General features: G+C 41.5%; 21 protein-coding genes. 1 reads left to right on the top strand and 20 read right to left on the bottom strand.

The features are described from left to right. Window positions 1-2: 2 nt before the first annotated feature. The 9 genes from dmpG to ACFW35_RS14995 all read right to left on the bottom strand — a co-directional run bounded on the left by dmpG (window position 3) and on the right by ACFW35_RS14995 (window position 9,361). The gene (gene dmpG / locus ACFW35_RS14955; RefSeq protein WP_379846849.1) at window positions 3-1,031 is read right to left on the bottom strand and encodes a 4-hydroxy-2-oxovalerate aldolase; all 1,029 of its coding nucleotides are present in this window, start codon (window positions 1,029-1,031) and stop codon (window positions 3-5) included. Beyond that, window positions 1,018-1,929: an acetaldehyde dehydrogenase (acetylating) gene (locus ACFW35_RS14960; protein WP_379846851.1), complete on the bottom strand. Its 912-nt coding sequence runs from the start codon at window positions 1,927-1,929 to the stop codon at window positions 1,018-1,020. Before ACFW35_RS14960 ends, dmpG begins: the two co-directional genes overlap by 14 nt. Before the next feature lie 27 nt (window positions 1,930-1,956). Continuing rightward, window positions 1,957-2,742 carry a 2-keto-4-pentenoate hydratase gene (locus ACFW35_RS14965; RefSeq protein WP_379846853.1) on the bottom strand — a complete coding sequence of 262 codons (786 nt, stop codon included), beginning with the start codon at window positions 2,740-2,742 and terminating at the stop codon, window positions 1,957-1,959. A gap of 328 nt (window positions 2,743-3,070) precedes the next feature. Further along, a complete protein-coding gene (locus ACFW35_RS14970) occupies window positions 3,071-4,540 on the bottom strand; it encodes an aldehyde dehydrogenase (RefSeq protein WP_379846854.1) in 1,470 nt (489 codons plus the stop codon). Between the two features lie 3 nt (window positions 4,541-4,543). Then, entirely contained in the window at window positions 4,544-5,014 is a 471-nt protein-coding gene (locus ACFW35_RS14975) for a RidA family protein (protein ID WP_379846856.1), read from the bottom strand. After that, window positions 4,986-6,032 carry an amidohydrolase family protein gene (locus tag ACFW35_RS14980; RefSeq protein ID WP_379846858.1) on the bottom strand — a complete coding sequence of 349 codons (1,047 nt, stop codon included), beginning with the start codon at window positions 6,030-6,032 and terminating at the stop codon, window positions 4,986-4,988. Before ACFW35_RS14980 ends, ACFW35_RS14975 begins: the two co-directional genes overlap by 29 nt. Then, complete coding sequence (locus ACFW35_RS14985) at window positions 6,020-6,562, bottom strand: 3-hydroxyanthranilate 3,4-dioxygenase (protein WP_379832861.1); 543 nt, start codon at window positions 6,560-6,562, stop codon at window positions 6,020-6,022. The genes ACFW35_RS14980 and ACFW35_RS14985 overlap by 13 nt, the downstream gene beginning before the upstream one ends. Before the next feature lie 15 nt (window positions 6,563-6,577). After that, window positions 6,578-8,065: a 4-hydroxyphenylacetate 3-hydroxylase family protein gene (locus ACFW35_RS14990; protein WP_379846860.1), complete on the bottom strand. Its 1,488-nt coding sequence runs from the start codon at window positions 8,063-8,065 to the stop codon at window positions 6,578-6,580. A gap of 546 nt (window positions 8,066-8,611) precedes the next feature. Next, entirely contained in the window at window positions 8,612-9,361 is a 750-nt protein-coding gene (locus ACFW35_RS14995) for an IclR family transcriptional regulator (protein WP_379846861.1), read from the bottom strand. Window positions 9,362-9,763: 402 nt separating this feature from the next. Here ACFW35_RS14995 and ACFW35_RS15000 point away from each other — a divergent pair, with 402 nt between their 5' ends. Continuing rightward, entirely contained in the window at window positions 9,764-10,900 is a 1,137-nt protein-coding gene (locus tag ACFW35_RS15000; protein WP_379846863.1) for a histidine kinase N-terminal domain-containing protein, read from the top strand. A 41-nt stretch (window positions 10,901-10,941) separates the two neighbouring features. On the opposite strand, the gene ACFW35_RS15005 is transcribed toward ACFW35_RS15000, so the two are convergent. From ACFW35_RS15005 to ACFW35_RS15055, 11 genes are all read right to left on the bottom strand, one after another. Next, window positions 10,942-12,081 (bottom strand): zinc-dependent alcohol dehydrogenase, encoded by a 1,140-nt coding sequence (locus tag ACFW35_RS15005; RefSeq protein WP_379846864.1) that lies wholly within the window; start codon window positions 12,079-12,081, stop codon window positions 10,942-10,944. A gap of 118 nt (window positions 12,082-12,199) precedes the next feature. Continuing rightward, the gene (locus ACFW35_RS15010) at window positions 12,200-13,066 is read right to left on the bottom strand and encodes a dimethylarginine dimethylaminohydrolase family protein (RefSeq protein WP_379846866.1); all 867 of its coding nucleotides are present in this window, start codon (window positions 13,064-13,066) and stop codon (window positions 12,200-12,202) included. Window positions 13,067-13,262: 196 nt separating this feature from the next. Next, window positions 13,263-14,105 (bottom strand): DUF4037 domain-containing protein, encoded by an 843-nt coding sequence (locus ACFW35_RS15015; RefSeq protein WP_379846867.1) that lies wholly within the window; start codon window positions 14,103-14,105, stop codon window positions 13,263-13,265. 384 nt (window positions 14,106-14,489) lie between these two features. Further along, entirely contained in the window at window positions 14,490-15,176 is a 687-nt protein-coding gene (locus ACFW35_RS15020) for a YqcI/YcgG family protein (RefSeq protein ID WP_379847521.1), read from the bottom strand. A gap of 110 nt (window positions 15,177-15,286) precedes the next feature. Beyond that, window positions 15,287-16,291 (bottom strand): phosphotransferase, encoded by a 1,005-nt coding sequence (locus tag ACFW35_RS15025; RefSeq protein WP_379846869.1) that lies wholly within the window; start codon window positions 16,289-16,291, stop codon window positions 15,287-15,289. Window positions 16,292-16,295: 4 nt separating this feature from the next. Next, window positions 16,296-16,598 carry a DUF2087 domain-containing protein gene (locus ACFW35_RS15030; RefSeq protein ID WP_379846871.1) on the bottom strand — a complete coding sequence of 101 codons (303 nt, stop codon included), beginning with the start codon at window positions 16,596-16,598 and terminating at the stop codon, window positions 16,296-16,298. A gap of 16 nt (window positions 16,599-16,614) precedes the next feature. After that, on the bottom strand, window positions 16,615-17,028 hold the full coding sequence (locus tag ACFW35_RS15035; protein WP_379846873.1) for a DUF2500 domain-containing protein: 414 nt from the start codon (window positions 17,026-17,028) through the stop codon (window positions 16,615-16,617). Window positions 17,029-17,177: 149 nt separating this feature from the next. Continuing rightward, a complete protein-coding gene (locus ACFW35_RS15040) occupies window positions 17,178-18,977 on the bottom strand; it encodes an IucA/IucC family protein (protein ID WP_379846874.1) in 1,800 nt (599 codons plus the stop codon). After that, the gene (locus ACFW35_RS15045) at window positions 18,961-20,169 is read right to left on the bottom strand and encodes an MFS transporter (RefSeq protein WP_379846876.1); all 1,209 of its coding nucleotides are present in this window, start codon (window positions 20,167-20,169) and stop codon (window positions 18,961-18,963) included. The genes ACFW35_RS15040 and ACFW35_RS15045 overlap by 17 nt, the downstream gene beginning before the upstream one ends. After that, window positions 20,145-21,494, bottom strand: coding sequence for a lysine N(6)-hydroxylase/L-ornithine N(5)-oxygenase family protein (locus ACFW35_RS15050; protein WP_379846877.1), 1,350 nt, complete (start codon window positions 21,492-21,494; stop codon window positions 20,145-20,147). Before ACFW35_RS15050 ends, ACFW35_RS15045 begins: the two co-directional genes overlap by 25 nt. Continuing rightward, complete coding sequence (locus ACFW35_RS15055; protein WP_379847523.1) at window positions 21,466-22,020, bottom strand: GNAT family N-acetyltransferase; 555 nt, start codon at window positions 22,018-22,020, stop codon at window positions 21,466-21,468. The genes ACFW35_RS15050 and ACFW35_RS15055 overlap by 29 nt, the downstream gene beginning before the upstream one ends. Window positions 22,021-22,034 lie beyond the last annotated feature (14 nt).

Below are 22,034 nucleotides of genomic sequence, written 5' to 3' on the forward strand. Positions count from 1 at the left end.
CTTTACACCTCCAGTTTCGTTTTCTTTGCTAATTCAGCCGCAACTTCAATAATGAGATCTTCTTGCCCGCCGACCGCTTTTCGTTTACCTAATTCTATTAGAATATCTCTTGGGTCTAAACCAAATCGTTTACCCGCTCGTTCAGCATGAAGAAGAAAGCTAGAATAAACGCCTGCGTAACCCATCGCGAGGCTGCCTTTCCGGATTTCCTGCGATCCAGGAAGCATCGGTCCGATCACGTCCTCAGCTAAATCCATCATTTTATATAGATCAATTCCTGTTTCAATCCCCATCCGGTCCAGCACTGCAAGCAGCACTTCAGTCTGTGTATTCCCTGCACCTGCTCCAAGACAGCGGACACTTCCATCGATACGGGTCGCACCTTCTTCGATCGCCACTAAAGTGTTAGCCACAGCGACAGATAAATTGTTATGTGCGTGGAATCCTACTTCAATATCAATTGAGTTTCTTAACGCAGAGATCCGCTCCTTCACTTCATGAGGCAGCAAGGCTCCAGCCGAGTCCGTCACATACACACCTTGTGCTCCATAAGACTCCATAAGTTTTGCTTGTTCGACCAGTTTTTCTGCCGGAGCAGAATGCGCCATCATCAAAAAGCCCATTACTTCCATGCCAAGTTCCCGTGCCATGTGGATGTGCTGAGCTGAAACATCAGCCTCGGTAACATGAGTAGCCACCCTGACGAGACTGGCACCTAATTTATGTGCTTGCTTCAACTCTGAGACTGTACCGATACCCGGAAGAAGAAGCACGGCCACTTTAGCCTGTTGGCACGCACCAACCGCAGTTTCGATCAGCTTCATCTCATCAGTTAGCGACCGGCCGTACTGAAGCGTTGATCCGCCTAACCCGTCACCATGGCTCACTTCGATATAGTGCATGCCTGCATTATCAAGAGCTTTAGTTGCATCAAACACTTGTTTTTCCGTGAACTGGTGAGCCATCACATGACTGCCGTCACGAAGGCTTACTTCTGTGAATTTCAGCGGCAAAGAACTATTTCGTTTCATGAGTTGTCACCGCCTTGTTCAAATGTTTCTCTTGGCCAAGCAGATGCTTAGCTACCATTTCTCCGGCTTGTTTTGCAGCAGCTGTCATGATATCCAGATTTCCAGCGTACTTTGGAAAATAATCTCCAGCTCCTTCTACCTCAATAAAAACAGTTACACGGCTGCCGTCAAATAAGGGTTCTTGTTTTAAGCGGTAACCTGGTACATAACTCTTAACCTTTTTCTCCATTTCAGAGATTGACTGTCTGATTTTCTCTTCATCCAGAGTCTTCACTTCACAGTAGATGGTCGCTCTCATTAAAATCGGAGGGTCTGCGGGGTTTAAGATAATAATCGCTTTACCTTGATCCGCACCACCGACTTCCTCAATTCCGCGCCGCGTTGTGATGGTAAATTCATCAATGTTTGCACGAGTTCCAGGGCCTGCACTTAATGATGAAATCGTCGCAACAATTTCACCGTACGTCACATCAGCTGCTTCGTTTATCGCATGCACGATTGGAATCGTAGCCTGACCACCGCATGTGATCATATTGATATTACATGATTCCATATGATCCCCTAAGTTAACGGGTGGACATACAAACGGACCGACAGCTGCCGGAGTCAGATCGATCACCGTCTTCCCCATATCTTTTAAGATGTCAGCATGTCTTAAATGCGCTTTAGCAGAAGTGGCATCAAACACGATGTCAGCAAGATCCGGTCTTTCAATAAAGTCCTCGATCCCATTCGTGAATACTCGGTAACCTGCAGAGTTCGCACGTCTTAGACCATCAGAATCCGGATCGATACCGATCATTGCTGTCAGTTCCAGACAATCACTTTTTTGAAGTTTAAACATGAGATCTGTGCCAATGTTACCCGATCCGATTATAGCTGCTTTAATCTTTTCCACTGATTTTAGTCCTTTCTGCACATAATTTTAGTCACGAAACGAGATGGTTACAGAACCTAGCTTTCCGAAAGCTGCGGTTATTTCATCACCTGAATCTACATCGATTGCAGCAGACAAGGCACCTGGAAGAATGAGTTCTCCTGCTTTTAAAGATATATTGTAGTCTGCTAGTTTGTTAGCAAGCCATGCGATTGCATGTGCCGGATGTCCAAGAGCTGCAGCCCCTGATCCTGTCGCGGTTACTTCCCTATTTTTTAGGAGTGTCATGCTTAATGTACGAAGATCTATTTGCTCAATCTCATAAAATGGTTCACCTATAACGGCTCTTGCTGATGAACCGTTATCGGCAACCGTATCCACAAGCTGAATCTTCCAATCTTCTATTCTGCTGTCTATGATTTCTAACGTAGGAACTAGCGCTTCTGTTGCCATCAGAACATCGACATACGTAACATTCGGGCCGCACAAATCTTCTTTTAAAATAAATCCGATCTCTGCTTCCACTTTTGGTTTAATAAAATCCTTTCTCGAAAGCACACTGCCAGTCGTAACTTTCATATGATCAAGAAGATGCCCATAATCCGGTTCATTGACACCAAGCATGTTCTGCATGGCCTTACTCGTCAGTCCCACCTTTTTCCCGATTACCACACGTCCTTCTTCCAGTTTCTTCTGAACCCATTCCAGCTGAATTTCATATGAGTCTTTTACAGATAATTCAGGATATCGTACGGATAAGGGCTCAACAGGGACCAATTTTTCTTCAGCTTCCATTAGTTCTGCTGTTAACTTTGAAATGATTTGCTGTTGCATCTTTGTAAATCCTCCCTTCTCTATTCAAAGAGCAAAACGCGACTGGAATCCAATCACGTTTTAAAAAGACTGTATACGTAAACTTTGTAACCCTCTATTTAATAGCAAAAGACGGGTGGGCCGATTGTAGCTTTCAAAGGCTTTTGTAAAAACCTTCGATGAAAGTTGATTGGAGCGAAAGGTGCGAGACTCCTGCGGGATCAGCGGGACAGGTGAGACTCCTAAGGGCGCATGGCGCCGAGGAGGCTCACCGCACGCCCCGCGGAAAGCGAGCATCCTGTAGCGGAGATCAACCACCCACCTTTCCCAAAGCAACAATCTTCCCCCTCTATAGTTTCATCGTTATCGTTTTCGCTTCTGAATAAAATTCAAAGCTATGTCTCCCGCCTTCTCGGCCGATTCCGCTCGCTTTTGATCCTCCAAATGGTGTGCGAAGGTCACGTATGTACCAGCAGTTCACCCATAGCAAACCAGAATCGACTGCAGCTGAAACTCGCTGTGCTCTGCGGATATCGTTTGTCCAGACAACTCCTGCCAAACCATACTGTGAATCATTTGCAATTCGGATCGCATCTTCCTCCGTTTTAAATGGAATGACGACAAGAACCGGTCCGAAAATTTCCTCCTGTGCCACACGCCATTTATTGTTCACATCATAAAGAACAGTAGGTTCATAGAAGTTCCCTGCTTCGAGTCCTTTAACTCGCTTACCTCCGCATGCGAGTTTTGCACCTTCTTTTAATCCAATATCCACATAGGTTTCAACCGTTTCAAGGTGACTCTTCGATACGAGCGCTCCCATATCGGTATCTTCCTGGGTTGGATCTCCTACCTTTATTTTCTTAACTGCTGCAACAAACTTGTCCAAAAACTCGTCATAGATGCTTTCTTGCAGAAGCAATCTGGATCCTGCCAAGCATATTTCCCCTTGATTCCGATAGATCGCATCAATGGATCCTTTAACCGCTTCATCTAAATCAGCATCTTCAAAAACGATATTTGCAGACTTGCCGCCTAACTCCAGTGATACAGGTATCAAATTTTCAGCAGCGTTTTTCATAATCGTTTTTCCAGTTTTTGATTCTCCGACAAATGAGATGCGGCGGACGTTTGGATCAGTGGTCATCGCTGCTCCCATTGTGCTTCCTGGACCTGTAATGATGTTCAGAACACCTGGCGGGAGTCCTGCTTCATTCGCAATATCTCCAAACATAACGGCAGAAAGAGGCGTGTACGAAGCTGGTTTTACAACGACCGTATTCCCGGCAGCAAGTGCCGCTGAAGCTTTCCATGTCATCTGCATAAAAGGAAGATTCCACGGGATGATCAGACTCGTAACCCCTGCAGGACTATACTTGGCGTAGGACATGATGTTGTGTTTGTCATAATGCTCGCTTACCATGTATTTTGACATCTCGGCAAAAAACCGGAAATTAGAAGCAGCACGTGGAATATCGAATCCTCGGCTTTCTTTAATAGGTTTACCGACATCAAGCGTCTCAACCATCGCAAGCTCGTCCACATTCTCCATGATGAGATCCGCCATCTTGCATAGAATATCTGACCGTTCTTCTACTGGCATCTTGCTCCAGACTCCGCTGTCATATGCAGTTTTAGCAGATTGAATGGCCCGCTTAGCATCTTGATCACCGCCGTTTGCTACAAGCGCCAGTTTTTCATTCGTTGCCGGGTTAATGGATTCAAACGTTTCACCAGAAAGTGCATCGACGTATTCTCCATCAATGAACAGTTTCGCATTTTTTACTTTTACTGTCTGTGCAAGGGTTTCTGATTTCACTTCCTAGTCCCCCTTCTCTTCTTCAATCTCAACAATCATCTCAATTTCAATTGCTGTTCCGCCTGGAAGCTGTGCCATTCCTACTGCAGATCTGGCGTGTTTTCCTTTTTCACCGAAAATATTTACTAAAAGATCAGAAGCACCGTTGATGACTTTCGGCTGGTCTGTAAAATCCTCTGTACAGTTCACAAACCCAAGAAGCTTCACTATGCGTTTTACTTTATTTAAACTTCCGAGATCATGCTGGACAACAGCCAGCAGGTTCAGCATAGACTGCCTAGAGGCGGCGTATCCATCTTCGAGCGTCAGGTTTTCCCCAAGCTTTCCGTGATACTGATCAACACCCTGTCCTGCTGTAAAAAGGAGATTTCCGACTCGTACACAGCTCACATAATTACCGACAGACGGGCGCACTTCTGGCAAAATAAGCCCCAGACTTTCAAGCTTATCCTCCGGTGTTTGAATGACTTGCAACGGCTGCACCCCGCTTTCGTTTTTCGAGATTTAAGAAGGCTGCTGCGTTACCGCCAAGCATGGCCTTGCGCTGTTCATTTGTCAGTTCCAGTGTTTCATCCAGCACTTTTCCTGGATTCACTTCACGCAATAAAAATGGATAATCTGACCCCATAAAAATTTTGTCAGAACCAAAACGTTCCATCATATAACGGATGTTCATCGGATCATAATTCAGCGAGTCAAAATAAAATTGCTTTGCATAATGACTTGGAGGATGTGTAGTCAGACGAAGGTGCGGCCACACATGCCATCCCTGATCTAGACGGGGGATCAAATACGGAAAGGATCCTCCACCATGAGCAAAACAAATCTTCAGCTTTGGAAACTTCTCCATCATGCCACTCCAGATCAACGAAGCCGCAGCAAGTGCTGTTTCACTTGGCATCCCGATCGTATACATAAAGTTATGATTTGGCATGCGTTCTTTCCCTAGCGTTTCCCAAGGATGAATGAACAGAGGCACTTCCCACTCCTCCGCTTTCTTAAAGAATTCAATAAACGAAGGATGATCCAGGTTCTGACCGTTCACGTTGGTTCCGATTTCAATTCCATGAAGACCAAGTTCGTTCATGCAGCGGTCCATTTCCCTGATTGCGGTATCTGCGTCTTGCATCGGTACGGTCCCAAGTCCAGCAAAGCGGTCCGGATATTCATTCACCGTTTCTGCAATAAAATCGTTCTGGATTCGCGCCATCACTTCGGCTTGTTCCGGCGGTGCCCAGTAAGAGAACGTCACAGGGATCGGGGATAGAACTTGAATGTCTACCCCTTCACGATCCATGTCATCGATCCGTTTTTTCGGATCCCATACTTGATCTGTTACGTCTCTAAAGTTTTTGCCTCCGACCATAATTGCAGCACCGCATGCACACGTTCTGTTTAGAACCGGCCATCTCTCCCCACCATACTTTTCAGCAAAGTCAGGAAACGACTCTGGAATGATATGTGTGTGAAAGTCGATTCTTAGCACTTCCATTCCTCCACGTTCTCTGGCATCTGATAGCCGCAGTCCTTGCACAAACGGACACGTTCGTTGGAGTTGAAGCTGTGAATCGCTTCTTTTACTTGTTTTTCAATATCACTTAACTGGACCGTTACACGGTGCATCTCAGAGTCACAGCGGTCACAGAACCAGACAAAGTCTTCCAGCTCACCTTCTGCACGTTTTCTCTCAATAACCAAACCAAATGAATCTGCAACACGGTGCGGTGAATGCGGAACCATTGCCGGAAGCATGAATACATCGCCTTCTTTCACTTCCACCACTTCACGCTTGCCTTGTTTGTTGATAATTTCTACATAGCAGCTGCCTTTGATCTGAAAGAAGAATTCATCTGACGGATCCACATGGAAATCACGTCTTTTGTTCGGTCCTCCTAAAATCATTGCGATAAATTCTGAGTCCTGCCAAATCACCTTATTATTTACGGGCGGCTTAAGAAGATCCTTGTTTTCTTCGATCCATTTTAATAGGTTAAAAGATTTTAAAGTTGTCGTTGTACTCATCCTTATTGCCTCCTTTTATTTAGCCAGCTTAGGCTGGTCAGCTACAAGATCATGTGTTACAGAAAGGGCTTCATCAACCATGGAAAACTTAGCTTTTCTTTTATAACCGTTATAGAAGATTGCTCTCTTACGGATTGGATCTCCTGTGTAATAGCGCTCATATTGAACAAGACGCTGTCCGAACGCTTCTCCGCAAAGATCCCATGCAAGCTTAAACAGCTTCACACGTTCGAGCGAATCTACACCTTCACGGCCTAAGTAATACTTATCAATCTCACTTCTGATTTCCGGTGCGTTAAAATCATTTCCTGTCGGTGACATGAGCAAACCGCCAGCACCGATAATCTGGATTACTTCAATTGCTCTCGGATACATTTTTGGAAGCATGCCGCGAATTGTCTCAAGGGCTGCGGCATTCGGCATCACTTCACCAGAAGCTGTCGTTTCATACTCATACTCTGCTACTCGCAATAACGAGCGGATCACTTCCACGTTCTGCACGAGTTCACCCAAGTCGTTTTGTACATTCAGGTATCCATCAACACCGATAGAGTCTGCTAGTTTACAAGCTACTTCTGTTGCAAACGCCAGTTTCACATAGCCTCTTACACCAGATTGGTGAGCAGGCTGCTGTGCGATCCCTGTCTTAGGGTATAGAAGATTAGCAGCTTCAACATTGTTATAAAGGAATACACGGTCCCAAGGAACAAGTACGTCATTAAAGACGAGAAGTGCGTCCATCTCTTCAAAGCGTGATGCCAATGGATGGTCAAACTGCGAACGCTTGCCATCCTGCATCGGCTCACGGCAAATAAGCTTAAGTCCAGGAGTGTCCACCGGCACCGCAAATGCCAGAGCATAACGCTCGTCTCCAGGTGCGAATCCAGGGAACGAATAGATGATGACTTCGTCCGTGATCGGCGCGAGTGTCGCCAGCATTTTTGCTCCGCGGACAACTAGCCCATCCGGAGTTTCTTCAACAGCCCCAAGATGTGTGAACATATCCTTTTGTCCATGAGAGTTCTTGCTGCGGTCATTTTGCGGATTGATGATGGCATGTGTCAAAAACAGATCGTTATCTCTTATGTAGTTATAGTAGTTTTTGATATTTATAGACCATTCGGGATTGTACTGATCTAGGAACCATCCATTATGAGCCATGCCTGTTACAACAACGTTTAAAAAATCAGGCGTACGTCCCATGAGTCCAAAAGTAGATTTTGCATAGATTTCAAACAGCTGGCTTCTCGCCATCATTTCTTCATAGCTCGTCGGGTGCAGGAACGCATTGTTTATCCTCTCGCCCGTTTCTTTGCAAATATGTGTAATGGAATCTTGATATTGCGGATCATGCTGCATGTCATACAGTTTGGCAATCTCTTGGATCGGCTGTTTAAAAACAGGTTCGCTCACAACATCTGTAACTCTCCTGCCCTCTAACCAAATTTCTGGTGAACGAGATTTCAATGCTTGAATATATTGAGCACCAGTTCTAATTCCCATACCATCTGCCTCCTCTATGAATAGATGTTTGAATTTGTAACCACTATATAAGAAAGCGCTTTCAACTCTCAATGTAGAAATTTCATATTATGAAATTATTAGAAAATTAATTTATTTCGATGTTTCATAAGCTTTTGGAAGTAGTTGATTTCCGTTCCAGGATGCTCGCTTTCCGGGGGGCGTGCGGTGAGCCTCCTCTGCGCTTTGCGCCGTTAGGAGTCTCACCTGTCCCGCTTATCCCCCAGGAGTCTCGCACCTTGCACTCCAATAAACTTGTCAATGAAGCAAAGAGCGATAAGCAACAATCATTTAGAAAGAATATCTTTGTAAAAAAAGAGCCCTTATACAGCATGGCTCTTTTACGTTTTAAAGACCGATCATTCTTGGAATTCACAGAACCGCATCTTTTAAATATGTGATTAGAAATAAAATAGCAATCGCCACTTCTAAAAATGGTGATAATGATTTGAACAACTTCTCAAAACGACTTTTATCCTTTTCTTCATATTTAACTCCTCCAATACAATTTTAAAAATGTAAGCGCTGTCATAAAACGCTGATAAAACCTAGTTCTTTTGAAATGGACTCCGCTGTCTTCACGACATGATGAATCATCGATGGTGTGTCCTGTCCAAGCATATAGGACACGGGTCCTACCATATTAAGAGCTGCTATCGTCTGTCCTGTGTACGACTTTATGGGCGCGGCTATACCATACAGGCCCATTTCGTTTTCATTATTACTAATGGCATATCCGTTTGCTCTTATTGCGGCAAGCTCATCTTTTAGTTTTTCAACGCATGTAATGGTGTTGGGTGCACGTCGAAGAAGTCCTCTTGATATAGTGGGTTTAATCATTGCGGTATTGTAAGCAAGCAAGACTTTTCCAGTACTTGTACAATAAGCAGGCTTAGTATCACCAATAAAAGTAGGGACTTGTACTGAATTCGATGATGCAACACGCAGAACAAATCGCACTTCTCCACTATCCAGCATTCCGATATGTACAGTTGTATTGAACCTTCTGACAAGACCTTCACACAGCGGAAGAGCTTCAGTGTTTATGTCTTGCTGATACATGACGTGGTTGCTCCATTCTAGAAGCTTCCATCCTAATCTATATTTTTTCTGACTGTCTTGAATTAGTATGCCTTCTGAGCAAAGTGTCCTGACAAGGTGGTGGACAGTACTTGCGTTCATATTTAATTTTTCTGCAATTTGCAAGTTTCCTAGTGCTGGTTCATCCTTGGTGAAGCAATTTAATATCCTTGAAATTTTTTGAACAGATGAGATCACAAATTCTCCCCCTCAAACGGATACGTTATTTAGAATGTCAGCTTAAAGACAACCACCCCTTTCAATATGCGTTCATCGTATTGAAAAAGATAGCTTGATACAATCGTCTAATTTCACAATGTGAAATCTCTTAAAATATTTTTAGAATTATTAGAAAATTCAGCGGACTTTTGAAGGATAGCTTTTGTTAGTAAAGAAGAAGTATAGGTATTGAAGTTCATTTATAGATTTCGTTATAAACTATCAAATTACCTACCTTATTTTTCCCTTTTCAATGAAAAAATTGTAAACTGTATATAGCATTTTATTCATATATCAATTACTATATGTAGTAGCGATACTTTTACATAGCAAATAAATTCTCTTCATATTTCATCATTTCATGGGAAAGAGGTGCGGGCGTTGGACATTACGGAGAGTCTGATTACATATATGGATGAAAATTTGCCTAATTATTTAAACGATTGGCATAAGAAAGTCGTGATCTCTAACCATGATATACATAAGGATAAGGTCATCGAAAATGCTTTGCACATGGTTGAGCTCGTTAAGCTTTCCTTACGCGACCAGCTTTCACCTGAAAAAATTAAGCAGCTCGCACGTGAAGTTGCCGTTCAAAGATTAGAAGCAAAAATTAATATTGGCGAATTCGTATATAATGTAAATTTAGGCCGAAGTGAAATTGTCAGGTTCGTCACGGGTTCAGGTATTTCTATTGAACAGCTTCAGCCGGTCATTGAAACAATTAATTCTCTTTTTGATGAGTTTTTATACCACGCAGTTAAAAAGTACACCCAATTAAAAGACGCTGAAATACAAGAGAAGACGCACTTTATCGACCAAAGCCACAAAGAGCGCCTGACCATTCTCGGACAGATGTCATCGAGCTTTGTTCACGAGTTCCGAAATCCGCTAACTGCGGTTATGGGGTTTGTAAAACTCATGCAGCAAGAAAACCCGCGAATGAAGTATATCGACATCATCAGCCATGAGCTAACTCAACTTAATTTCCGTATCTCTCAATTTCTTCATGCTTCTAGAAAAGGGGTTCAGGAAAGAGATGCAGAGGAATTTGCGCTCGAGGATTTATTTTCAGACATACTGGACTTTATGTATCCGAGTCTGGTAGATGCTGATGTGAATGTGGTCCCTCGGACTGACCCGACCATTACGTTGTGGGCACACAAAGATGAGTTGAAACAGGTTCTGCTTAACCTGATCATGAATTCCATAGATGCTCTGCGGCAAAAGAAACACGATCGCCGTATTATGATTTACAGCAAAACCGAGTCAGATTCGAACGTACATATTACCATTTCAAACAACGGTCCTGCTATTCCTCCTGAAACGATTAAAACGATTTTCGAACCGTTTTTCACAACAAAGGAGTTAGGTACCGGAATAGGTCTTTTTGTGTGCAAAAAGATCATAGAAAAGCATAAAGGAACAATCAGCTGCACTTCTTCTGATGAAGTTACAACATTTTCGATCCTACTGCCGCTTCATGCTGTAGTTCATAATGAAATACATCAATTATAAATAAAAGGAACTCGGATTTGCCGAGCTCCTTTTTATTATTTTTAAGGTTTCAGTACAACTTTAATACATTCATCTTCATGGTCGTTAAATGTTTTATAGGCATTCCCTGCCTCCTCTAATGGAATTCGATGTGTAATAATCTCTGTTGGATCAAATTCCTGATTAATAATTTTATCAAAAAGCAAAGGCATGTAATGAATGACTGGTGCCTGCCCCATCTTCAACGTTACATTTCTCTCAAAGATATTTCCTAAGGGAAACATGTTATACATAGATCCATAAACACCTGTAAGCTGTATCGTTCCAAATTTCCTCACTGCATTAAGGCCAATTTCAATGGCACTGAGTGTACCTCCTTGCAGCTTCAATTTCTGTTCAACCTTCTCAACAACCGATTTTTTTCCATCCATACCTACACAATCGACTACGACGTCGACACCGCCGCTTGTTATTTCTTTAATATGAGCACCCATGTTATCGAAATCATCGAAATTGTAAACTTCCGCACGATTCTTTGTTGCAGCATGATTTAAACGGTAATTGATATTATCAATGGCTATAACTCGTTTAGCCCCTTTCATCCAAGCAAATTTCTGAGCCATTAAACCGACAGGTCCACATCCGAGCACAGCTACTGTATCTCCTTCTTTCATACCCGAATTTTCGATGCTCCAATAAGCTGTTGGAAGTACGTCCGACATGAACAACAAAGCTTCATCCTCAATTTCACATGATTCAGGAATGACAAATGGCATGAAATTTCCATAAGGTACACGCAGCAGCTCTGCTTGTCCTCCTGGATGGTTCCCGTACCTTTCCGTAAATCCAAAATATCCCCCTGTATCAATCGCTGGATTTGGATTGGAATTGTCACATTGACTTTCCATATCATGATTACAATAAAAACATTGACCGCACGAAATATTAAAAGGAAGTACTACTCGATCCCCCTTTTTTACCCGTGTAACTTCTGGACCAACTTCTTCTACAATTCCCATTGGTTCATGTCCAATTACATAATCCTTCCTAGTAGGCAGAGCACCTTGATAAATATGAAGATCAGAACCACAAATAGCTGTTGAAGTGATTCTTACGATAATGTCGTCCTTTTTCTGAATTACAGGATCTGCAACGTTTTTCACCTGGATGTCTTTTGTACCTTGGAAAGTAACTGCTCTCATAATAACCTCCTAGATGTAGAATACTTACTCTTTTCCCTCAACTCAGAAAATTATGTTCCGATGAAACAGTTTTAAATAAATAATAAAAAAGTCCCCGCCTAGTGGCAGAGACTTTATTTTAATACACCGATTCTCTATATAAAGGCATCGAGCAGCAGCGGAACGATCCCCCTGATTTTATTATTTCCGAAATATCTACTTCTAGCACTTCGTATCCTCGTTCCCGTAAAGCACGATTCACATTTTTATTGCACGGAAGACTTAATACTTTTTTATTACCGATCGACAACACGTTCGTTCCCATCGTAAATTGCTCGTCTTTATTAACTTCAATTAATTCAAAATGAGATGCGAGAAGTTTTAAGTCTTTTTCTTCAAAAGCGTGCGGATAAACAAGTGCTTCTTTGTCAGATAAAATGTTAAATACACAATCTAAGTGTAAAAAGATGGGGTCGAATGGAACAGCGATAACTTCCATATGAGGAAGCTGTGACTGCAACTCTTGAATGGTTTCTTCTGAAGTCCTTCCGCTTACGCCGATATATACTTTATTGCCATGAACGATTACATCTCCGCCTTCAATTCGATCTCCTTCTATTAAAGAGAGGTTTACTTGATGCTCCAGAAGCCAGTTTCGGAGAATTTTTTCTTCACCATCACGAATGTTGCTTCCCATTCTAGAAACAAATACCGTCTCACCAATTGTAAAACCGATATCCCGGGTAAAAACCTGTTCTGGGAATTTTTCCATTGGAGGAAGCTTATAAACATCTACAGCATGATTGGTCATAATTTTAACAAAATCTTGGTGCTGTTTCATCGCACGCTTCATATTGATATTGTCTTTCGCAAAATGACGCTGAGTTTCATTGATAATTTCATCGATCTTCATATATCTAGGTTCACATACAATTACTTTTTTTAATGTTCCATATTCACTGTCACAGTTCACGAGCTTATATTCTCCTTTAATTACGGTAGCCATTCAAAATCCTCCATTTAAGGTATATATAAGGCTCTTCCCTAAATCAACCGTACCGTAAACGTTTTTTACACCTTCAACTATTCTATTTTCATTTTTGCCAAAAATGGCTAAAAGTTATCTCTCTTTATAAAAAAACCACCCGAGCAGACGAATCCACCCGGATGGCTATCACTATTTTGTATTTATTTCACATTATTTATACGTCGTTTACTGGTCGGACAAAAGCCATTTTTTCTTTGTATGATTCCAAAAATTCGAGATGAGGATTATGCTTTTCTACAAGAAGGAAAACCTCGTGGATTAAAAGCTCCAACTCTTGCACACTGTTATGTACATCTCCTATAAAAATAGCAGAAAATCTTTCATCCATATTTTCTGGCTTAATGTTAAAAATCTCGCTATATTTGTGCATCCATTTAAATGATGGATGATGAATATACAATTTGTTCAATCCAAATAGCACACCCATTAGCTTTTTCTGGACCGATCCCAACAGATCATACAGCATCAGCCAGTCTTTTCGGTATAATAATGCTTTGCGATTGTTCCATCTGTACCAGAGGGCCAGGTTCTCTTCGATCATCTTTTCAGCAAGTTCATCTGGATAAATTTGAACTTTATTTTTTAATTTATTGATCACTTGATCTCCATATAAACTTTGTCCGTAATAGATAGAAGAAACCATACATTGTTTTCCGTAATCCATATCAAACTCATTCACCACATCGTTAATCAAAGTTTCAGCAGTACTTGTTAAAAAGCTGCTGATTTCCAGCTTCACATTCTCAGGTGTTAAATAGCTTTCTGCCCATTCTTCTTCCTCAAATGCGTGAAAATCAATCACTGAACCACTGATAGCTTGAATGGGATGCATTCGGTCTTCATCTGTTGGCGGTTCAGACCAGAAGATATTCAGCTCGATGTCTGAATATTTATCTTCCCATCCTCTTGAAACGGAACCTGCGAGTAAAACAGCCTCTATTTTAGGATTTTTCTGATAAATTGATGCCATTTTTATAGCCATTTCTTTTAATCTCATAAAAGTAATCTCCCATTTATTAGATAACATTCTATTTCTATTTTAAGAAAAAAATTTATTAAATGATAGGAATTCATTTGTTCCCTATAGAATTCGTTTTTAGAAAGTTTAAGGAGGCTTTTATGATTTCAAGAAAACCTTATATTATTATGTGCTTCTAATGATTCTTTCTGTCCCCTTGATTATGGCGGCAAAACTTGGCTATCATATTTGGATTAAAGGCTATAATATTGAACGATTCGATTTTAACAAAGCCTATTTTACAGCTACTATTATTAGTATCGTTATTTTCATCAGCAATATCAGGTTTTACAAAGATACAAAGAAGAAAGTTTCCATATAAAAAGGACTCCAGCAAAAGAGTCCTTTTTTTATATTTCATTTTTATTTATGATGAAACGGACATTTACCGGTAATCGGTTCTACGTCATCTCCGATAAAGTACTGCTTCCATTCGCGATGCTCAGGGTCACCGTAATGGCTGATGTTCGGATGCGTCGGCAAGTTATCCCACTTCTCAACACGTTCACGTACTTTTTCACGTGACATGCTTCCGCCAGGGGATGTTCCTTCTAAGCCTTCGAAAATTCGTCTTGGCTGGAATCCTAAAACTAAGCTGTTTCCAAGGTCCCGCGTTTTACGCTGTTTATATGCTGGTGCATTGCCAAACACAAAGTAGGGTTCATTATCCACTGAAAAAGCAAACAAGTGATGATCGGGATCTTTTGGAATATGTTTTGGCCATGGCTGATCATCTGTTTCGTGAAGGTATTTAAGGATGTTCCAGAAGTATTCACGATAATAGGGAATGTCTTTCTCTTCTTTTTCAGGCTCCACGAACACAAACAAACCATGACGAATCAGTTTAGGTGCGTTAAATAGTTTATTGAATTCTTTAATGGCTTCAGGCAGGTTTGACCAGTCATTATGAGTCACGTAAGCATAGCGAAGCTCACCTTTTTTCTCAGCGGCCATACCAAAGTAACAAGGAAACGTTTTGTCAGTTACTGTTTCATGAAAGGTCTTATACTCTTCAATGACCCAAGCTGGAACTCTATCTGGATTTGTCATATCTTCTTTAGTAAGCAAAGTTAATTGTTTCGTTTCCACTTAACCACTCCTCTAATCTGATAATGAGGAATTTCCCTTAAGCTGAATGATTGAAACGTGATTTGCCTTGCTTATTTTTTCCAAGCTAAAATCTCTTCTAGTTTGCCTAAATGTTGTGCCAGCCAGTTCATTTCGTGTGCAAACCTTTTAGGGGGTTCACCTTCATGCTCGATAACTGAGATCCACCACGTACTCTCCATGTACCAAACTAATTTTAGCGACTTAATTAACCTCTCAAGCGATAATTCATTTGTATGGCAATATCCTTCAATAAATGCATGTACCGCTTCTCTATTTAAAGTATCGTTATGTAAGCAGGCTGAGATAATAATTCTGCCAATGTCTAATTCAAGGTAGTCATAATTCATCCGGTCAAAATCCAAGATAGCTGTTACGGAGTCCATTGAAAACAATATATTATCCACCCACAAATCCCGATGACACCATCCTGGAGTTAAATTTTCAAAGTCCTCCTTAACCATTTTACGGGTTGCTTCTTTTTGAAAAAGTATTAGGGGTCTTAATTCTGTTAAATCTTTTTCATCGCACTCCAATAAAACAGAATTCCAATAATCAATACGATCTTGTTTAGACGGCAGATTAAACACTGTTTCTTTTTTGGGAGGAAGAGTTCCATCATTCAATAGTTTGTGAAGCTTTCCAGCAGCTGATCCTAATGATTTCATCTGTTGGGGGTCAGCTTTTCCAGCCTTTATTAAGTTTCCTTCCATAAAGCGCATAATCGTATAAAGCTCATTATCTGCAGACTCATGTAAAAGTTCCCCTCCAAGCTCCAGCAGTTCTGGACAGAGAACTCCATGATGAAGACAGCGATTTTGTGTCTGAAGTGCCGTTCGAATGGTATCATGGTCATATTTTTTGATGCGTTCCCTGTTGTATTGCTTTAAAAGAAAGGTCCCTTTATTCGTTTCTATTTTCCACTTTTGATTTAGCCAGCCGCGTTTAATGGGCATACTTTTATAAATATGCAAATCAAAACGGCATTCTGCATCGTTTTTTAGATGTTCCCATAACGATTGTTCTGCAGCTCGTTTTTCAAAACTAACGACTCCCATCGGTTTACTTCAGCTCCTGCCACTTCACCCACAATGATTCTTCTCTTTTTTTATAAAAGCCTGCGTTTCGATCCATATAACCATTTACAATAAACTCTCTTCTAATTGTACAAAAATCCTCATGGTATTGTTTGATGAATTGATTGATCTGAAGTTCACTGTAAGTTTCGTTCTCTAATTTGCGTACCAAGTACTCCAGAACCACAAACTTTTTCTTCTTCTGTGAAGGTATGTTTTTCAGTTTCCCTTCTTTATTTAAGAAAGCATTTAATACACTTGTTTGATAGTTCTCTAGTTCTGTTGTCATTTTTTCTCAACTCCATCTATATCGATTCAGTTTTTCTATTTCGTTCAAAACCTAGATAACGTGTACCTTGAAAAGTTAGGTTTCCTTTGTCGCCTTCAACCAGCTGACCATAGTCTTGTGGCTTCACCTGCAATTCCATTCGGTCTCCACTTTCGACTTCAAATGTAACAAAGTAGGTTGTACGCGCAGATGTATCGTTTGCGCCTCCGCTTACATTGCTTCGCTTTGTTTTCACATCAGCAGGAACCGTCAGTTGCGGTTGATTGTTATTGTGGCTCCATTGACTGATACCTTTAAAAATCACGAATATAAACGTACCTATAACAAGTACAAAGATAACTCCCATGAACATCGGTCCAAAATCAAAAATCCAGTCCCCTGAACCTAAACCAGGTTCTTGAAACTCTTGAAAGTTTTCAAAGTCATCCATCATATAGCCCCCCATCACACCTCTTTTACATATTATTACATACGAAAATAAAAAGACAGAAGTTTCAGTTTTATCATCATCGTTAACTTTCATCAAAAAAAGGACTGCATTCTTAAAAAATGCAATCCTTTCTAAACTTAATCGTTCCTTTAAACGGTTACCCTGCTTGCGCGGATTTCATGCAGTGCATTCTTTACTTTCCCAAACTCAGATGCGTGCGGACGGTCGTCTCCATCCCTATATCCGTAATCTACCATTCGGTTCCGGTTCAAACATAGTTTTGTAAGCTCTGGCTTAAAGAAATCAAACAGTTTGAAACGCTTTTCTAAGTGAGAGAATCGCTCTTGATACCCTTCAATACTATCAACTAAATAGGACCAGAAAACTGTCTCTTCAATCAATTCATTGCGTACAAGCACGTTCGACATGTAACGCAGATGACAGATAAATAGACCCGTGAAAATAAACTGTGTTAAGCCTTCTGGCGGCTCGCTGCGAAGAACCTTACGCAATTCTTCCGTTACTCCTTCTAGTTCAGGGAATGGCTGATCAGATATATTCACATCATCCACATAATCCTTTACTGCCAGTCTTCCAGGCTGATAATCTTTTAAGATTAAGATCGTATTCTGACCATGCGGTGAGAATACTGTTCCATATTGATACAAAAAGTGCAGAAGCGGCGGCATCACAACATCAAAGAACTTCTTCACCCATGCCTCAGCACTCAAGCCAGACTTTTCGATCAAGCTTTGTACGTATGGCTTGCCGTTCACATCGACATGATGAAGTGCAGCGAGTGTAATTGGCTGTTCGCCAGGCTTCAAGTATGTGTAGATGCTTTCACGCCAAATCGTTCCGAGCATTTCTAAATATTGATATGGAGCACCTTTCAACTCGCTGTAATGGTCATGATTCACATTGATGCTTGCTACTTCTCCTGGCAGCACAACTTCACATTCATCTCTTAAAAAGCTGTCGCGTTCAAAGATGCCTTTAATGTGTTCAGTCACTTGAGGCGCGATCACCGTACGCTCTGATGGCAGCCCGCGATATACGAGCGTATTTAAAATGCTCATCGGAAGTTTAACGTGGGACTTCAGCTTATTGGTTGTATTTACAAACGTTCTGATCGACTGCTGCGGCAAATAGTGATCCGTACCCTCTTCTAATGGCACAATCATGCCATTCGCCAAGTCTTCGGGAAAGTTCTGAATCAAAACATTCTTCCATTGCCATTCGTGAACGGGCATGAAGTAGTAATCGAGCGGCAGCTTTCCTTTTTCACGTAAAATTTCATTAAAACGCTGAACGAGGACCCCATCCAGTTCTTTGATTATCAGTTTTTCATAATGCAGTTCACTTACGGACTGGAACTGAGCACGGTCACGATGAACAGCGATCCAGAACAGCTTCGTTTCGTTTTGGTTTTCAGGTGCATATTTGCTGTAGTCGTCAAATCCAAAGCCGATACGACCTTTGTTATACGTGATCCATGGGTGACCTGACATCTCGCCTTCTAAGTCTGCATAATCAAGATCTGCCAGTTCATCGGAAGACTTTTTATGATTGTTTAATAGATTGGCATCTGCGATCAGTGTATGGTTCAATTCCTTAATAAGGTGACCTGCTGTTTCTGCAGACATACCGATCATAGGCTGAATATCCGTTAAAAAACGGATCGCACTTATTGCAGGCTTCCACTCACCGTTCTCTAATACTTGTATCGATTTTGGATCCACATCATAGCTGTCAAAGAAACGCTTTTCTCCGGCAAAACGATACTGGCGGTCATTGTTAACAGTTAATACAAAGCCTTCTTCTTTTTGCTCTGGAAGAATCATGTCTTCATACATATACTCTGCCAGCATCTTAGCAAGCAGATTTTTGTTTACTTTCTCCCACGTTTCCTTTTGAAGAAGGGATTCTGTTTCATTTATATAAAGCATGCTTTTCCTCCTTATGTATGTGAAGTTTCCCTCTGCTTCTTTCTCTTGTGAACGTTCCCCATAAGAAAACAATCAGATGGAGAACGACGAACAAACTTGCGTAAAAAAATATATCTGACAGCGACCGGACGTTTACGATCGATGATGCTGCAACAGGTGCGAGCAAAAGACCGACATTCTGAATCGCAGATATCTTGCTGTAATCGCCATGTGTATTCTGGCTCCACTTAAAAATGAATACATCCAATTTCGCAAGACACCAAGCAGCTCCTATTCCGAACATGCAGCGAAACACAATCAGTTCTGCAATGCCTGTTTCAACTCCTTGGAAAAACAATCCCGTTATAATCATGACGGTTGCTGCTATATAGCCGTTCCAGCCAAGCCTCTCACTGTATTTCCGGATTAGAGGCACAGATACAATCGCCATTAAACTGGGCAGTAAATACAATATACTGCTCATCATGGTACCTGTGTGATACATCTGTTCTGTGTACGTTGTAAAAAATGGCCGAACCATATTTATAGCTAGATGGAGGGTTAACACCACCATTCCGAATATGAATAATTGCGGCAGCACGCTTTTGGAACTTCGTTGTCCGTTTTCTTGTAACGGATCATCCACATTGTGTCCTGCTTTTTTCAGCATAAAATAACTGAAAAGCCCCAACAAACATTCCATAATCCCGATCAGCCAGAATACCAGCAGAGGATTTTCCATTTGTATGACCCAACCAGATAATAATGTCGCTGATACGATTGCACCCTGCAGAACAGCATGATAGCTTGCAGCAGCGCCTGTCGTCGTTTTTTGGTTCTCCTGCATCAGGATTGTATATAGCAGAAAATAGCTGCTCTTAAAGATCAGCAGAAGAACACTCGCAACAACAAACATCTCAAAGGTCTGGGAGATGGCCATCAAGAAGCAAGAGAGTCCTGTTCCCCATTGGCCAATGATCAGCAGAGTAGAACTGTTTTGCCGTTTGTTCGCGATCAGTCCCCAGATCGGGGTGAAAACGACAACTACGAGCCGGCATGTCATAATGTAAAAACCTGTGAGATCAGGGTCTGTTATGCCATACACTTTTTTAAAAAACTGCGGGTAGAACGGTGATAGCAATACTTCTGTACATACGAACAGAAAGACACAGCTTAATAGAAAAAGATTTAGCGAACGGCTGCGCGCTTCCATGATGGTTCCGTTCCAAAGTTTTGAAACACATTTTTCTCGTTAACTGGATAAATTTCTTCACCAAAGATTTTATTGATGATCACTGCGTTTCTGTGTGCACCAAGGCCCAAATCAGGAGCACCGACACCATGCGTGTGAAGCTCTCCATTCTGAATGAAGATATGGTTGTTCTCCATGTCTTTCGTCTGCAAGCAATAATCTTGAGTGATCTGGTAACGATTTTTAGAATCCCACTGTATTCTTTCTTGCATCTTCATCAAGAAGTGCGGAAATGAAGGGGCATAACCCGTGCCTAATATAACGACGTCAGATTCTAACTCAAACACTTCACCCGTAACGTTTTGACGAAGTGAGAGAATGTGTGTGACTCCTTCATTGTCTAAAGAAACGAGTTCGGTCATCGCTTGCATGTGTATCTCTGGCTTATACTGACCTACTGATTTTTCATAAAGCAGATCATATATGTCCGAGATCGTATCCATGCTTATGCCTTTATACAAAAGGGCTTGCTTCTGCAGGAGCTCGTCCTTCTTGGAGGAAGACAGCTGGTAAAAGAAATTTGTATAATCCGGCGAAAAATATTCAAGCCCCAGCTTCGAATACTCCATTGGAAAAAATCCTTTTGAACGCGTGAACCAGTTCAATGAATAAGCGTCATTATCCTGATGCTGAGCTAAATCATAAAAAACTTCTGCAGCACTCTGTCCAGAACCGATCACTGTAATGGAATTTGCGTTCAACAGCTCCTCTTTTCGATCTAAGTATTGCGAGGAGTGGATGACTTTTGCGCCAAGCTTCTTCTCCAGATGTGATGGCACGGCAGGACTTGTTCCGATACCTACTGAAAGGTGTCTTGTGTAATACGTGGTTATTTCACCTGATTCCTCAGATTTAACAATCACCTCATACAACGGCTCATCACCATTTTCAACCGGCATAATTTGTTCCACAGCCATTCCGAAACGGCACGTATCAAGCTGACTCGCTGCCCACTGGCAATAATGGTTATACTCTGTACGGGGAATGTGGAAGTTCTCCAGAAAATAAAAATGATACAGTCTGTTATGCTCCTGCAAATAATTTAAAAACGTATACTTGCTCTTCACATTCGCCATACTCACCAAGTCTGCAAAGAATGGGACCTGCAGAGTTGTACCGTCGATCAGCATCCCTTTATGCCAGTTGAATTCTGTTTTCTTTTCAAAAAACAGCGCTTCTTTTCCCTCTGTTTCATCCAGCATAGCCGCTAGCCCAAGGTTGAATGGACCGATGCCAACACCGATGATGTCATACACTTTATTTTGCTGCGGCTGTTCTAAAGACATCTTTCCATCTCCTTTCAAACGTTTCTCTATGGCAAGACATGAGCATCCCTGTCTTATCTGGCAGCTCAATTGGCTTTACTTTTTCAAAACCGCACTTTTCAAATACATGAATCATCTTTTCATTCGAAATATCGGGTTCAGCGATCACTTTCTCCGTAGCTTGTGATTGGAACTGAAAATGGACAATCGCACGTAATAAAGGCAGTGCGTACCCTTTTCCAAGGTATGCTTCCTCTCCGATCAAAAGGTGGATCCCTTGATCCTCGGGGTGCAGGTCGTAGCAATTCTCAACCACATCCCCTTTCACCCAATATGTTTCCCAGTAGCTCATCGGAACGCCATCGATCAAACCTAAATACAAAGTCTGATGCTTGTCTGCTAAAAAATGTTTCAGGTGTTTTTCATAGTCTTCAAAGGAAATATCCATCTTCCAAAACGGAATGACATATGGCTGCTGCTGCCACTTATGAAGAAGTGCCACATCCCTCTCTAATTCTACTTTTACAAAAGCTAGTGTTTTCTCAATGGTTGAATCATAGA

The organism is Fictibacillus sp. NPDC058756 (genome assembly GCF_042746035.1).
Lineage (GTDB): Bacteria > Bacillota > Bacilli > Bacillales > Fictibacillaceae > Fictibacillus.